The sequence below is a fragment of the Frankia sp. CcMO1 genome (assembly GCF_977945845.1).
This window is the reverse complement of sequence record NZ_CDWTMG010000051.1, coordinates 1-13,629: the sequence shown is the minus strand read 5'-3', so window position 1 is coordinate 13,629 and position 13,629 is coordinate 1. Positions and strand designations below refer to the sequence as shown.

13 protein-coding genes are annotated in these 13,629 nt (G+C 68.9%); all 13 read right to left on the bottom strand.

Annotated features, from left to right (window positions below):
* The coding region (locus AC08OU_RS09225; RefSeq protein WP_476604662.1) for a ThiF family adenylyltransferase at window positions 1-343 on the bottom strand (343 nt) is incomplete at its 3' end.
* A 47-nt stretch (window positions 344-390) separates the two neighbouring features.
* The gene (locus tag AC08OU_RS09220; RefSeq protein WP_462202825.1) at window positions 391-1,011 is read right to left on the bottom strand and encodes an iron-sulfur cluster assembly accessory protein; all 621 of its coding nucleotides are present in this window, start codon (window positions 1,009-1,011) and stop codon (window positions 391-393) included.
* Window positions 1,008-2,948 carry a nitrogenase cofactor biosynthesis protein NifB gene (gene nifB, locus AC08OU_RS09215; RefSeq protein WP_476600319.1) on the bottom strand — a complete coding sequence of 647 codons (1,941 nt, stop codon included), beginning with the start codon at window positions 2,946-2,948 and terminating at the stop codon, window positions 1,008-1,010. Before nifB ends, AC08OU_RS09220 begins: the two co-directional genes overlap by 4 nt.
* Window positions 2,945-3,400 (bottom strand): nitrogenase-stabilizing/protective protein NifW, encoded by a 456-nt coding sequence (nifW, locus tag AC08OU_RS09210; RefSeq protein ID WP_476600321.1) that lies wholly within the window; start codon window positions 3,398-3,400, stop codon window positions 2,945-2,947. Before nifW ends, nifB begins: the two co-directional genes overlap by 4 nt.
* Window positions 3,397-3,633: a CCE_0567 family metalloprotein gene (locus tag AC08OU_RS09205; protein ID WP_462186740.1), complete on the bottom strand. Its 237-nt coding sequence runs from the start codon at window positions 3,631-3,633 to the stop codon at window positions 3,397-3,399. Before AC08OU_RS09205 ends, nifW begins: the two co-directional genes overlap by 4 nt.
* On the bottom strand, window positions 3,623-4,066 hold the full coding sequence (locus AC08OU_RS09200) for a NifX-associated nitrogen fixation protein (RefSeq protein ID WP_011438836.1): 444 nt from the start codon (window positions 4,064-4,066) through the stop codon (window positions 3,623-3,625). Before AC08OU_RS09200 ends, AC08OU_RS09205 begins: the two co-directional genes overlap by 11 nt.
* Window positions 4,063-4,497 (bottom strand): nitrogen fixation protein NifX, encoded by a 435-nt coding sequence (nifX, locus tag AC08OU_RS09195; RefSeq protein ID WP_462202828.1) that lies wholly within the window; start codon window positions 4,495-4,497, stop codon window positions 4,063-4,065. The genes AC08OU_RS09200 and nifX overlap by 4 nt, the downstream gene beginning before the upstream one ends.
* On the bottom strand, window positions 4,491-6,137 hold the full coding sequence (locus tag AC08OU_RS09190) for a nitrogenase component 1 (protein ID WP_476600323.1): 1,647 nt from the start codon (window positions 6,135-6,137) through the stop codon (window positions 4,491-4,493). Before AC08OU_RS09190 ends, nifX begins: the two co-directional genes overlap by 7 nt.
* The gene (gene nifE, locus AC08OU_RS09185) at window positions 6,137-7,507 is read right to left on the bottom strand and encodes a nitrogenase iron-molybdenum cofactor biosynthesis protein NifE (protein WP_476600325.1); all 1,371 of its coding nucleotides are present in this window, start codon (window positions 7,505-7,507) and stop codon (window positions 6,137-6,139) included. The genes AC08OU_RS09190 and nifE overlap by 1 nt, the downstream gene beginning before the upstream one ends.
* 208 nt (window positions 7,508-7,715) lie before the next feature.
* On the bottom strand, window positions 7,716-9,272 hold the full coding sequence (nifK, locus tag AC08OU_RS09180) for a nitrogenase molybdenum-iron protein subunit beta (RefSeq protein WP_462202829.1): 1,557 nt from the start codon (window positions 9,270-9,272) through the stop codon (window positions 7,716-7,718).
* Between the two features lie 67 nt (window positions 9,273-9,339).
* Window positions 9,340-10,800 (bottom strand): nitrogenase molybdenum-iron protein alpha chain, encoded by a 1,461-nt coding sequence (gene nifD / locus AC08OU_RS09175; RefSeq protein ID WP_462186746.1) that lies wholly within the window; start codon window positions 10,798-10,800, stop codon window positions 9,340-9,342.
* A 43-nt stretch (window positions 10,801-10,843) separates the two neighbouring features.
* Complete coding sequence (gene nifH / locus AC08OU_RS09170; RefSeq protein ID WP_476604661.1) at window positions 10,844-11,707, bottom strand: nitrogenase iron protein; 864 nt, start codon at window positions 11,705-11,707, stop codon at window positions 10,844-10,846.
* 200 nt (window positions 11,708-11,907) lie between these two features.
* Window positions 11,908-13,113 (bottom strand): homocitrate synthase, encoded by a 1,206-nt coding sequence (gene nifV / locus AC08OU_RS09165; RefSeq protein ID WP_476604660.1) that lies wholly within the window; start codon window positions 13,111-13,113, stop codon window positions 11,908-11,910.
* Between the last annotated feature and the right edge of the window lie 516 nt (window positions 13,114-13,629).

Sequence of the window (13,629 nt, the reverse complement as noted above, 5' to 3'; positions counted from 1 at the left end):
CCCGGGCGTCGCCCACCCGGTCGGGCCGCATCAGGGTCTGCCGGTTGAGGTCCGGCTCCTCCAGAACGCCCGGATGGACCAGGATCAGCCGGCCGATGCCGGCGGCGGCCAGGTAGGTCGCCGCCGCTCCGCCGACCCCGCCTACCCCCGCCACCAGGACGGTCGCGCCGCTGAGCCGCCGCTGAGCGGACACTCCGAAGCCCGGGATACCCAACTGCCGCTCGTACCGTCGATGCGGGTCGAAGACGGACGGCGCCTGCCGACGGGATGGGTACGGTGCCGGCGGCCCGGCGCAGATGGACCCCAGCAGACGCGGGTGGGAACGGAATCGGGCGGTGACCATCGGGCGCTCCCCGGGTTAGGCCGAACAGGTGATCAAGTAGTGCGCTGTCAGGACACCAGCGCGACCCGGCCGATCTCGGGCAGGGCCTCCTTCAACCGGCTCTCGATGACGCCGGTCAGGGTCGCGGTGGCGCTGGAGCACCCGCCGCAGGCTCCGGTAAGGCGCAGGTGCACCTCCGCCGTCCCGGGCTCGCCGTTGCCGGCGAGGGTCGCGATGACCTCGGCGTCCCCGCCGTCTCCCCGCAGGAAGGGCCGGATCTCCTCCATGATCTCTTCGACCTGCTCGCGCAGGCGGGCGTCCGCGGCGGTGCGCTCGGTGGAGTCCGAGGCACCGAAGGACGTCCCGCAGCCGCAGGAGCTGGTCGCGTTCGGGTTATGGAAGGTGAACCCGGAGGAGGTCAGCGTCTCGGTGTAGTCCACGCGCAGCCCGCGCAGCAGGTGAACCATCGACGAGTGGACGACGACGTCGAAGCCGTCCTGGCCGACGACGACGTCCTCGGCCTCAGCGCCGGGGACGAGCGCCAGGTTGTAGATGAAGCCGGCGCAGCCACCGGGGTCGACGCCGATCCGCAGGCTGAACCCGCTCGTGCCGGGAGTCGAGGCGAGCAGGTGACGGACCTGCTTCACGGCCCGGTCGGTCAGTTCGACGGTGGGGGTGGTGGCGCTCATCGGACGGCAACCTCCGCTTCGGCACGATGTGCAACAAGGCGGGAGCCGACCTCGGCCACCGCCTTCTCGATCAGGTCGTAGAGCTCCACCGGTTCGATCCCGGCGTTCTCGAGCGCCTCGCGCGGCCCGAGGCCGATCTTGCTGCACAACACCGCCGCGCAGTCGGACAGCATCGCGACCGTCTTGTCGAGCTTGGAGGCGTCCTCGTCGCAGTCCGACGGGCCGTTGCAGTAGCGGTCCACGTCGCGGGTCTGCACGAGCCGGGCCCAGCCCGGACCCCCCTCGTAGATCCAGAACTCGGTCGCGTGACCGAAGTGCTGGTTCACCACGCCGCTGCCCTTGGTCGCGACAGCGACGAGCACGACGTCCTCCGGGCGGGCGTTCCCCGGGCGGGCCCCGGCCGGGGTGCCCTCATCGGGGGATGCGCCCGGGCCGGAGGGAATGACCGCGCCGGTCGAGATGTTCAGCGCTCCCCGGGTGGCAGCAACCTCGGAGCGCCACCGTTCGATCTCGCTGTGCGTCTGCCGGCGGCCTTCGAGGTCGTAGTCGATCTCACGGCCACGGAACGCCTCGGGGGTGAACTCCTCACCCCGGTCCTCACCGAGCAGGCCGACGGCGTCGGCGCGGCACTGCCGGCAGTGCCGCATCATGTTCATCTCGGCGCCGTCGTCCTGCTCGCAGCGGTCCTGCAGCGCCTTGAGCTCCTGCGGGGTGGGGCCGCGCTGCCCGGTCAGGCCGAAGTGGGTGCCGTGCTCGGGCGCCGACACCAGCGGCATCACGTTGTGCAGGAAGGCACCGAGCTCCTTGACCTTCCGGGAGACCTCGACGAGATGGTCATCGTTGACCCCGGGGATCATCACCGAGTTGACCTTGCAGAGGATCTTCCGCTCGGTGAGCATCGCCAGGCCCTCGAGCTGGCGCTCGGAGAGGATCCGGGACGCCTCCCGGCCGGTGTACCGCTTGCCGCGGAAGGCGACCCACGGGTAGATCCGCTCCCCGGCCTCGGGGTCGATCATGTTGATCGTGATGGTGACGTGGTCGACGTTCAGCTCGGCGATGCGGTCGACGTGGTCCGGCAGGGTCAGCCCGTTGGTGGACAGGCAGAGCTTGATGTCCGGGCAGTCCCGGGCCACCAGTTCCATCGTCCGGAAGGTCGGCTTCGGGTTCGCCAGTGGGTCGCCGGGACCGGCGATCCCCAGCACGCTCATCTGCTTGATCTCGCTGGCCACCAGCTTGACCTTGGCGAGGGCGTCCTCGGGGGACAGCAGGGTGCTGGTGACGCCGGGACGGCTCTCGTTGGCGCAGTCGAACTTGCGGTTGCAGTAGTTGCACTGGATGTTGCAACCCGGGGCGACCGCCACGTGCATCCGGGCGTAGTACTGGTGGGCCTCGGCGCTGTAACAGGGATGGTTGGCGATCTTCTCCGCAATCTCCGGGTCCCGCACCGGAGCGCTGGTGCCACAGCTGGACTTGCTCGCGCAGCCGGCGGCGGTGTCGGGCGCCAGCTCGGTGGCCTGCCGGGGGATCTCGCCTGCCAGGTCGGTGGGCAGCAGCGGCAGGCTGACGGGGGTTGCCTTCACGACCGCCCTTCCTTCCCCCCGGGCGGTCGCCGTGCCGGTCGCCGGAGCGGTCGCAGAGGAGGTCGCGGTGGTCGCCGCGGCGGGTGCGGCGGTGCCGGCGGCGACAGCCGCCGCCTGCTGCCACTGCTCGGGGGAGACGAGCTCACGTTCCAGCGCGCCGACGATGCGGCCGTGGTCGAACGCCACCGCGTACACGATGTGTTCCTGCAGGTAGAGGCCGACGTTGATGACCTGGCCACGGGTGCCGGCCTCGACGAGGATCTCACCGACAGCGATCGCCGGGTCCGGGTACGTGCCGTCGTTACGCAATGCCTTGACGGCGACCACGAGGTCGCCGACGTCGTAGGTACTGTTCATCGGGTTCCACCCAGGTAGTCGGCGGACGTGGCGGCGTGGTGCGGCCAGGCGGACTGGGACGGCTCCACCGGGTCGGCTGGCCCCGACGGCTGGGGCACCGTCGGGGCCAGCCGCTCGACGGTGATCGACGACGCGGGCACGAACGACTCCTGCGGCGCGCGATCCTGCAGCACCTTGAACAGGCGATGGTCCAGGGCGGAGGCGGCGGTGAAGGCCTGGTAGGAGCGGACAAGCGCGTCGCGGTACTCCCGCAGCAGCTCCACCGGGTTCCCGACCTCGGTCCGGGTGTTGTGCAGCTCGACCAGCTGGTTGGCGAAGTACCGGAGGATGTGCAGCCGGTTGACGGCCAGGACCCGCGGGTCGTAGTCGACGTCCAGCAGGGTGAAGTACTCCTCGGCGGTGGAACAGCGGCGGACTTCCGCCAGCTGGCCGGCGGCCGTGCTCACGCTCATCGCGATGTCTCCTTCTCGAGCAGGCCCTCGAGGAGGGCGATCTCCGCATAGGCGTCGTAGGTCCGGCGGGCGACGTCGAGCAGGCCCTCCCAGCCGATCGGGAGGTCCTCGGCGAGGTCGTGCAGGTCGAGCTTGAGCTGGGAGGCCCGGCTACGAAGCTTGCGCAGCCGCAGCTCGGTGTCGGCCGGGGCGCCCCCGGCCGGGGTGTCGGCGGCTTGGGCGTCAGGAGTCATCGCGGGCCACCTCGTTCCATCGTTCGATCTGCTTGGTCGCACCGGTCACCAGCGACTCGCCCCGGGCGGAGAGCTCGTCCATGGAGCCGAAGCCGAACCGCTGCACGTCCCGCAGCGCGTCGGAGAGGACGACGAGCCGCCCGGCACAAATGATCACGCGCCCGAACCCCTCGTGACTGAGGTCGAGCACGGTGGTGGTGAACGCCCCGGTCGCCTTCTCGGTGGCCGCCGCGACCGCCTGGTAAAAGGAGCGCACCCGGCCCTCTACGGCGGCGTCGATGTCGCAGTTCACCGCGATCTCGCGGCGCTGCTCCCGAGTGACGATGAACGGGCGGAGCAGGTCCTCGTCGGAGAACCGTTCCAGTTGGCCGTAGGTGTCCCCGGCGCGCAGCTGGTCGACCAGGTCGCCGAGGAAACCGGTCTTCGCGGTCATGCCGCGTCCCCCTTGGGCTTCAGGGCCGTGGCACCGCCGCGGGTCCAGGTCGCCGCCGGCTGCGGCTCGTGGGACCGCAGCACCTTGCGCAGCCAGGGCGGCGGATTGCCGGCCAGCGTCGAGGTGTAGCGGCGGAGCAGCTCGGGGATGGCGGTGCCCTTGACCACCTTCACCGGGTGAATCCGGGCCTTCACCACCTTCGCCGCGGCCGTCCCGCCGATGTCACTGATGTTGAGGATCGCGCAGTCCGAGACCGCGGCGAGCCTAGATTCGATCTTGTCCTGTTCGTCCGTCGGCGCCGCGTCGAGCGCGCGGGTCTCCAGGAACCTGGATCCCTCGGGGCCGACCTCGTACACGTCGAACCGTTGGCACCACCCGAAATGCTGATCCACAGCGGTGCCGTCGCTGGTCGCGAAGGCGATCTTCAACACGGAGACTCCTGGAACAGGTTGTCGAGTTGATCGGGTTCACCCGCGGAGCCGGGCTGGGTGGGGATCTCGGCCCGGTGGGCGGGCTGCCCATCCGCGCCGGGCACGGAGAACCTCCGCCCGGGACGGCGATGCACGTGCTCGTGATCGAGTAGACGATTCGCGGCTTCGATGAGCAGGCGCAGGCTTCCGGCGTACCCGGCGGTACCGGCCAGCGCCGCGCCGAGCCGATCGAAGATCGGGAAGCCGACGGGCAGGTGCGCGGCACCGATCCGGTCGGCGACCTCGCGGGCATGGCTGGAACCGAGGACGAGGTGCGCACCGCCCGCCCGGGCCCGTTCGGCGAGGTCGGTCAGATCGCCGACGACGACCTCGTCCCAGGGCGCGTCCGCGAGGACCGGCGCGCCGGTCGGGGACACCGCCGCCACAACCTCGGCCCCGACGTCGTGCAGCAGGGAACCGACGGCGACCAGGGTCTCCGGCTCCATTGCCAGCGCGACCCGGGCGCCGCCGAGGACGAAGTGCGTATCGAGCAGACCGTCGGCGAGCCGGGCCCGGGCCTGCCGGACCCGGGTCGGCGCGGACGCTCCGGTGAGTTCGATCAGCTCGGTGACCAGGGCGTCCATCTCCGTCAGCCCGCTGAGATGACGGTGGCGGAAGATCCGGGCGCCGGTCCGGGCGGCGAGCAGGTCACCGGCCGCCGCCGCGGTCGCACCCGCAACGAGCACGGCCCGCGACCGACCGAGGGCCCGCAGCCGCGCGAGCCCGGTGCCGCCGGTCGTCGTGGGCTGCCAGGCGGGGGCCAGGTGCCCGTCCACCGATCCGGACAGGTCGGGGACGAGTACCGGGTTGAGCCCGAACGCGCGAATCAGCTCACCGAGCTCGTCGAGGTCGGCCGCCGTCAGGGATGGGCCGACCAGGACCGCGAGCTGGCGCGGATCCAGATCGCCATCGTCCGCCGCCGCCACCCGCCGGGCGGCGGACCCCAGGGACCTGGCGGACCCAGCAGCCTCGGCGGACCCAGCGGTAGTGAGATGCGTTACGGGAGCGCTGGCCGCGATGAAGGCGGTGCGCCCGGTAAAATAGTTCGCTTCGGAAGGCTCCGTTTCGGAATGCTCTGCCGGCACCACCGCTCGGACCAGCGCCTCCAACGCGGCCGACCAGCCGTCGGACAGCCCACCGATGAAGTCCGGGGTGGAGACCCCGACGATCAGCGGGGCCCCGCTGGGGGCGGAGTCGTTCGCCCCCGCCTCCGGCCCGCTCGAGTCGGTCTCGTCCCAGGCCGAGAGGTACTTGCGCAGCTGGCCGCCGACGTCTTCGCCGCTGACCTCGGTGACTCCTGTGGTGAGCAGGCCGATAATCTCCGGCCGCTGCTTCTTCCGGATGGCATCGAGCGTCTCCACCATCGCCTCACCACTGCCGAGGACCGCGGTCACCTCGGTGATCGCGGTGGTCTGCAGCGGGATCGGCTCGTTGAAATGCCGGGTGAGCAGGGCCTTGGCGAACGACGCGCACCCCTGCGCACCATGCATGATCGGCAGCGAGCCGGCGAGGCCCAGGAAGACCAGCGCACCCCCGAGCGGCTGGCTGTGCTTGAGCGGGTCGATCGCCGCCTGCCGCTCTCCGGTCACGACCTCGGCCATCAGCGGGCTCCAACCAGGTCCCAGGGAGCGGGCCGGCTGACCTGCTCCCAGACCGGGCTCGCGATCGCCATGTCGAGGCGCCGGGCGAGCTCGACCATCCCGGTGTAGCCGGCGTAGGGGATGTGCCGCTCCTGGTTGATATCGAGGAACGGCAGCCGGCCCTTCAGCGCGGTGTACTGGTTGCGGCCGCCGGCGACGAGGATGTCCGCCCCGGTCTGCTCGGCGACCCGCAGCAGCTCGCGCGGACTGCCCTCTTTGATCATCTTTGCGTCGCCGAGCAGCTCGCGGATCTTGTCCACGTCGCCGTCGGAGCTCTTGGTGATGCCGCTGCCGACCACCTCGATGCCGAGGTCCTGCAGCGCGGACACGATCGACCAGCTCTTGACCCCGCCGGTGTAGAGCACCGCCTTGCGCCCGGCGAGCCTGCGCCGGTACGGCTCAAGTGCGACGGCGACGGCCGCCTCCTCGACAGCGATGAGCTCCTCCGCGCGGCGGGAGAGCTCGTCGTCCTCGAGCAGGCGGGCGAAGCCGCGCAGGGTGTCGCCCATCTCCCGGGTGCCGTAGAAGCTGCCCTCGAACCACGGGATCCCGTAACGTTCCTGCAGGCCACGGGCGAGTCCGAGCAGCGCGCGCGAGCAGACCACCATCGTCGCCCTGGCCCGATGGGCCGCGGCGACGTCACGGTAGCGGGCATCACCGCTGATGCACGCCTGCACCCGGAGGCCCAGCCGGGACAGCAGCGGCAGGACGTCCCACAACTCCCCGGCGATGTTGTACTCACCAATCAGGTTGACGTCCCGGTCGGTGGTGAGCTCCGGCTCGACGGTGCCGATCACGTGGTCGAGCAGGGCCTGGCCGGCGAGCCGGTTGCCGAGGTTCTTGCTGCCAACGAACCCGGGCGAGTGGATCGGGATCACCGGCACCCCGGACTCGGCGGCGGCCGCCGCGCACACCGCGTCAAGATCGTCTCCGATCATCGCGGTGACGCAGGTCGAATAGACGAAGACCGCTGGCGGCGAGTGCCGCTCGACGACCTCCAGGATGGTGTCGAACAGGCGCTGTTCCCCCCCGAGCACCACGTCGTTCTCGGCCATGTCGGTGGTGAAGCCGTGCCGGTAGAGCACCGGCCCGGACGACAGGCTGCCCCGGCCGTCCCACGAGTTGCCCACGCAACCGATCGGGCCGTGGACCACGTGAGCGCAGTCGGCGATCGGGACGAGGGTGATCATGGCTCCGTCGAAGGCACAACCTCCGGAAGTGCCCCCGGGCTTGGGTTTGGGACAACCCGCCTTGCGGGCCTTGGTGGTCTTGGCGTTGTTGTGGTTACAGGCCGGTTCGGTGAACAGCGCGACGCGTTCTGTGGCTGCCATGGGCCATCCTCGGAAGGACGCGGTTCTACGGGCACGGTTCTTGAAAGAGGTGGGACGGGGGCGAGGGGTCGATCGATCCGGGAGGTGATCGATCGACCCCACGGCGGGGTGGTCGGCCGGTCGCAGGGAGCGCGGTGGGCGCGGCCGGCCGACCACGTTCAGATCCGGCCGGGAGCCGGACCGACCACAGTTGTGCCCGGTCGGACGCTCAGCGGACGACGTCGAAGCTGTGGTCGGGGCTGGTGCGGTCCAGCTCGTCGAGCACCGTGTTGACGAGCTGGGTGAGCAGGTGCAGACCGCCGGTGTAGCCGACGATCGGGAAGCGGTGCAGGTGGTGCCGATCGAAGATCGGAAAACCGACCCGGACCAGCGGCACGTTCGCCTCCCGGGAGATGTACTTCAGGTACGAGCTCCCGATGAGCAGGTCGACCGGCTCGGTAAAGACCAGCGACCGCAGGTGCCAGAGGTCCTTGCCCGGCCAGACGGTCGCCGCCTCGCCGAACTTGCTGGTCGAGAGGACCTTCTCCAGCCTGGGCGCGAAGGAGTTGTCGGCGTTCGTGCTCAGCAGGTGGACCGGGATCATCCCGAGTTCGAGGGCGAAGCCGGTCATCGCGATGACGAGGTCAGGGTCACCCGCGATGGCGACCCGCTTGCCGTGCAGATAGGCATGCGAGTCGGTGAGCGCGTCCACCAGGCGGCCACGCTCGGCGGTGAGCTCGGCCGGGATCTCGACCTCCGCCAGGCGGGCCACCTCGGTCAAGAAGCGGTCGGTGTTCTTCACCCCGATGGGGGTCTCGAGCACCACCGTCTCCTGCTTCCACCCGTCCCGGACGAACTCCGTCGTCTTGCGGGTGGTGGTCTCCTGAAGCATCACGGTAGCGCGGCTGAACCGAGCTGTGGCGGCCTCGGCGAGCGGGGTACCACCTGGGTAGAGCTCGTACTCACCCGTCGCCGGCGAGTCCAGGGAGCTGCTGTGGTCGCCCAGGATCAGGGGGTCGACACCCATCAGCTCGAGGATGCGGCGGTACTCGCGGTGGTTGCCGACGTAGGTCTCGAAGCCGGGCACGATGTTCAGCCGGGGCTTCCCGGGGGACTCGACCTTGTCGGCGTCCGCCGTCTTGCCCAGGAGGTCCAGGATGCCCTTGAGCATGCTGTCGTAGCCGGTGAGGTGTGAGCCCACGAAGCTCGGCGTGTGCGCGTACGGCACCGGGTAGTCGGCGGAGATCGCGCCCCTGTCCCGCGCCGCGCCGATGTAGGCGAACAGATCCTCCCCGATCACCTCGGCCATGCAGGTGGTGCTGACCGCGACCATCTTGGGCTTGTACAGGGTGGTCGCGTTCTCGAGCGCCTCGACCAGGTTGTTCAGCCCTCCGAAGACGGCGGCGTCTTCGGTCATCGACGAGGATGCCGCCGGGACGGGCTCCTTGAAGTGCCGGGCGAAGTGGCTGCGGAAGTAGGCGACGCAGCCCTGCGAGCCGTGCACCAGGGGCATGGTGCCCTCGAAGCCGAGGCCGGCCAGGACCGCGCCGAGCGGCTGGCACGCCTTGGCCGGGTTGACGGTCAGCGCCTCCCGGGCGAAGTTCTTCTCCCGGTACTCCCAGCCGCGGGTCCACTCCAGGACCCGGGCTACCTCGGCGGCGTCGCTGCCGTTCTCGAACTCGCGCTTGCCCTCGAACTGCTCCTGGTAGACCTCGTCCTTGAACAGCTCGCTGTGGTCGAGGACCCGCAGCGGGACGGAACTGTTTGTTTCCGGAGTCGTCGTCACCGGACATCCTCCCTTCTACCGTGGCTGATGACTGCCGGCTACCGCCGGCGGGAGCCGGACCGGCCGGTCAGAACACCTCTCCGGCCTTCGACCAGGGGGTCTCCAGGAGGTCCCAGGTCGGGCTGTTGATCGCAATGTCCATGTCACGGGCGAAGACCGCGAAGCCGTCCACGCCGTGGTATGGCCCGGAGTAGTCCCAGGAGTGCATCTGGCGGAAGGGGACGCCCATCTTGTGGAAGACGTACTTCTCCTTGACGCCCGCGCCCATCAGGTCCGGCTTGAGCCGCTTGGCGAACTCCTCCAGCTCGAAGGCCGTCGGGTCGTCGTAGAGGACCACGCCCTCCGCGAGAGCGGGGTAGGTGCGGGTGTAGTCGTCCTTGTGCGCGAACTCGTAGCCGGTGCCGACGACCTCCATGCCGAGGTCCTCGTAGGCACCGATGGTGTGCCGGGGCCGTAGTCCGCCGACCGCGAGCATGACCCGCTTGCCTTCCAGGCGCGGCCGGAAGGCGTTCGTGATCTCGTCGAATCGGACCTGGTAGCGGGCGATCGCCGCCTCGGTCTTCTGCTTGATCTCGTCGTCGAAGAAAGCCGCGATCTTCCGCATCGAATCGACGATCTTGGTGGGACCGAAGAAGTTGAACTCGGTCCACGGAGTGCCGTAGCGCTCCTCCATGGTTGTGCAGATGTAGTTCATCGACCGGTAGCAGTGGATCAGGTTCAGCTTCGACAGGTGCGTCGAGGCCATCTCGTTGATCGTGCCGTCACCGGACCACTGGGCGATGACCCGCAGGCCCATCTCCTCCAGGATCTTCCGGGAGGCCCAGGCGTCGCCGCCGATGTTGTAGTCGCCGATGAGCGCGACGTCATACGGCGTCTGCTTGAAGGTGTTCCCACCGGTGCCCAGCACGTGGTCGCGGACCGCGTCGTTGGCGATGTGGTGGCCGAGGGACTGGCTGACCCCGCGGAACCCCTCGCAGCGCACCGGGACGACTGGCAGCTCGAGCTTCTTCGAGGCCTTGCGGGAGACCGCCTCGATGTCATCACCGATCAGACCAATCGGGCACTCGGACTGGACCGAGATCCCCTTGGCCAGCGGGAACAGCTCGGTGATCTCGTCGCAGACCGTCTCTAGCTTCGGGTCACCGCCGAAGACGATGTCCTTCTCCTGGAAGTCGGTCGTGAACTGCATCGCGGCAAAGTTGTTCACACCCCAGGGGCCGCGGGCGTAGTTGCGCCGGGTGGCCCAGGAGTACTGGCCACAGCCGACCGGGCCGTGGCTGATGTTGACGATGTCCTTGACCGGGCCCCACACCACGCCCTTGGAACCGGCGTAGGCGCAGCCGCGGATCGTCATGACCCCCGGGCGGGATTTGATGTTGGACTTGACCTCGCACTCCTTCGACCCATCGGGGTCGTTGGCCTTGAGGTGCTTGGCCCGGAACTTGGCCGTCTTCGCGGGGTAGTTCGACAGCACCTCGGCGATCATCGCCTCGGTCTCGGCCTTGATAGGTGCCGGCGTCGTCGTCATGGTCGGGACCTCATCCTCGACGGAGTCGGAGCAGGTGACAGGGTCAGGCGACAGCGGCGGCCTTGCCGATGATGGTCTCGTCCTCCTGCTCCATGATCCCGAACTCGATGAGGAGCTCCTCGAGCTCGTCCATGGTGATCGGCGTCGGGATGGTCTTCATGTCGTTGTCGACGATCTTCTTGGCGAGCTGCCGATACTGGTCGGCCTGCTCGTTCTTCGGGTCGTACTCGATGACCGTCATCCGGCGCAGCTCGGCGTGCTGCACGACGTTGTTACGCGGGATGAAGTGGATCATCTGGGTGTTGAGCCGGCGGGCGAGCTCGATGATCAGCTCGTCCTCGCGGTCGGTGTTACGGCTGTTGCAGATGAGCCCGCCGAGCCGGACACCGCCGGAGTGCGCGTACTTGAGGATGCCTCGGGCGATGTTGTTCGCCGCGTACATCGCCATCATCTCGCCGGAGGTGACGATGTAGATCTCCTGCGCCTTGCCCTGGCGGATCGGCATCGCGAACCCGCCGCAGACGACGTCACCGAGGACGTCGTAGGTGACGAAGTCGAGGTCCTCGTAGGCGCCGGCTTCCTCCAGGTAGCTGATGGAGGTGATGACACCGCGGCCGGCGCAGCCCACACCGGGCTCCGGGCCGCCGGACTCGACGCACCTGATGCCCCACTGGCCCTCGACCAGGACCTCGTCGAGCTCTAGGTCCTCGACCGAGCCCTTCTCGGCGGCCAGCTGAATGACGGAGGTCTGGGCCTTGGAGTGCAGGATGAGCCGGGTCGAGTCGGCCTTGGGGTCGCAGCCAACGATCATGACCTTCTTGCCTATCTCGGCCATCGCCGCCATGGTGTTCTGCTGGGTGGTGGACTTGCCGATACCACCCTTGCCGTAGAACGCGATCTGGCGCATGCGGTGTTCCTCCTCGGAACGGTTGCCCAGCACAGGGGGCACCGGTGCCACGACCACGCCGATCGGGCAGGTCGGGCCGCTGGGCCCCTGGGCTGGAGTCATGCCGCCGGCCGGGTTTGGCCAGGACATCGGCACAACCGTTAGTTGTTGATCGACCCCGTTGCGTCTGCCAGCCGGGTCCGGTCCCTGCCGGACCAGGCCTAGGACGGCGGGGCCTCCACTCGGGGGGCCGGCACTTCGGCCCGCCCGAGAAGTTCCTGGAAGTCACGGCCGTGCAGGCCGCGCTTCGTCTGGGTCGCCGTGGCCCGGACCCGCTCAAGCAGCGGCTCGATCTCGCTGTCGTCGGCGGTGATGCCGTACTGGGCCAGCGCGTGACGCACCGAGGCCCGGCCGCTGTGCTTCCCGAACGCGAGCCGCCGTTGCCCGCCTACTTCGGCGGGGTCGAACGGCTCGTAGGTCGACGGGTGTCGCAGCACGCCGTGGACGTGGATCCCCGACTCGTGCGCGAACACCGACTCACCGACCACCGCCTTGCCCACCGGCAGCGGGCGGCAGGCGGCCCGGGCCACCATCCGCGCGAGCCTGCGGAACGAGGTGGTGTCCAGGTCCACCGGCACCTTCAACAGGTGCCGCAGGGCCATCGCCACCTCCTCCAGCGGGGCGTTGCCGGCCCGCTCCCCCAGACCCAGCACCGTGGTGCTAACCCAGGTGAATCCGGCCTGAACCGCGGCGATGGTGTTCGCGGTCGCCAGACCGAAGTCGTCGTGGGCGTGGATCTCCCACTCCCCCGGGACCGCCTGGACCAGCCGGCCGAGCCGGGTGTAGGCGCTGACCGGGTCCAGCAGACCGACCGTGTCGGCCCAGCGGATCCGGGTGGCACCCCACTCGCGCAGCTCGCCGGCCAGCTCGATGACGAAGTTGTCGTCCGCGCGGGAGGCGTCCTCCAGGCCGACGCTAAACCGCAGCCCGCGGTCGGCCGCGTCGAAGACGCAGTCGCGGATGCGGCGCCGCGCCCATCCCCGGTCCCGGCCCAGCTTGCTCTTCAGATGCAGATCGGAGACGGGAATGGTTAGGTGCGCAGTGACAATTCCGCAGGACACCGCGGCATCGATGTCGCGGCGGTCGGCCCGGCACCACGCCACCACGCCGGCCTGAGGCTGCGTCGCGAGGATCTCCCGCAGGACATCCCGTTCGGCGGGTCCCATGGCAGGTATTCCGGCCTCGATCTGGTGTACGCCGATAGCGTCCAGAGCAGCGGCGATGGCAAGTTTCTCGGCTGCGGTGAATGCCACCCCAGGCGCCTGCTCGCCGTCGCGCAGGGTGGTGTCGCAAAACCTGACCGGCGCGGCCGGCTCGACCGTAGGCGTGGATGAGCTGGGAAAACGGGGACCGGGCACTGTCATCACCAGCCGTCGATCGAGAACAGAAGGCCATGGGCTCGCCCCGAACAGTGGTTCTCCGTTTGTCCGGTGGCGACACGAAGAACACTAGGAGCCGTTTATTTCAGCCCTGCAAGCCCCGGTAACTTCGGCGTTAACAGGTATTCCGTCGGGATGGCTGGAAGCTTCTCCCGAAAGATACCACGAAGGATATTTGCAAGGAAAAATCTTTAATTAAAATTTTCCTGGAAACTTTCCCTCGTGGCGCCGCCCACATAGCTCCGGGCGCGCCGCCGAAGTGGTCCGGAGCACACGGTACGCCAGGAAGATCGCCCGATTACGGGGATCCCCCGATCCGCCGGAGCGGTGTAGATGACGGTAGCAAACGCCCCGTGCAGATGAGATGTTATCGGAACATTCGAACAAGAGTTTCAGCGAGGTACCTGCCGTGTTACGTACAGATGTCGGCGCTATCGATGCTGGTCACGGCGGATGAACAAGATGACTCACATTCATGTTGGCAGCTTCCCGGGTAAACATTCA

Coding starts and splice junctions, on each gene's coding strand:
- AC08OU_RS09220 (WP_462202825.1), bottom strand. CDS start 1,011: ATGAGCGCCACCACCCCCACCGTCGAACTGACCGACCGGGCCGTGAAG.
- nifB (WP_476600319.1), bottom strand. CDS start 2,948: ATGAACAGTACCTACGACGTCGGCGACCTCGTGGTCGCCGTCAAGGCA.
- nifW (WP_476600321.1), bottom strand. CDS start 3,400: ATGAGCGTGAGCACGGCCGCCGGCCAGCTGGCGGAAGTCCGCCGCTGT.
- AC08OU_RS09205 (WP_462186740.1), bottom strand. CDS start 3,633: ATGACTCCTGACGCCCAAGCCGCCGACACCCCGGCCGGGGGCGCCCCG.
- AC08OU_RS09200 (WP_011438836.1), bottom strand. CDS start 4,066: ATGACCGCGAAGACCGGTTTCCTCGGCGACCTGGTCGACCAGCTGCGC.
- AC08OU_RS09190 (WP_476600323.1), bottom strand. CDS start 6,137: ATGGCCGAGGTCGTGACCGGAGAGCGGCAGGCGGCGATCGACCCGCTC.
- nifE (WP_476600325.1), bottom strand. CDS start 7,507: ATGGCAGCCACAGAACGCGTCGCGCTGTTCACCGAACCGGCCTGTAAC.
- nifD (WP_462186746.1), bottom strand. CDS start 10,800: ATGACGACGACGCCGGCACCTATCAAGGCCGAGACCGAGGCGATGATC.
- nifH (WP_476604661.1), bottom strand. CDS start 11,707: ATGCGCCAGATCGCGTTCTACGGCAAGGGTGGTATCGGCAAGTCCACC.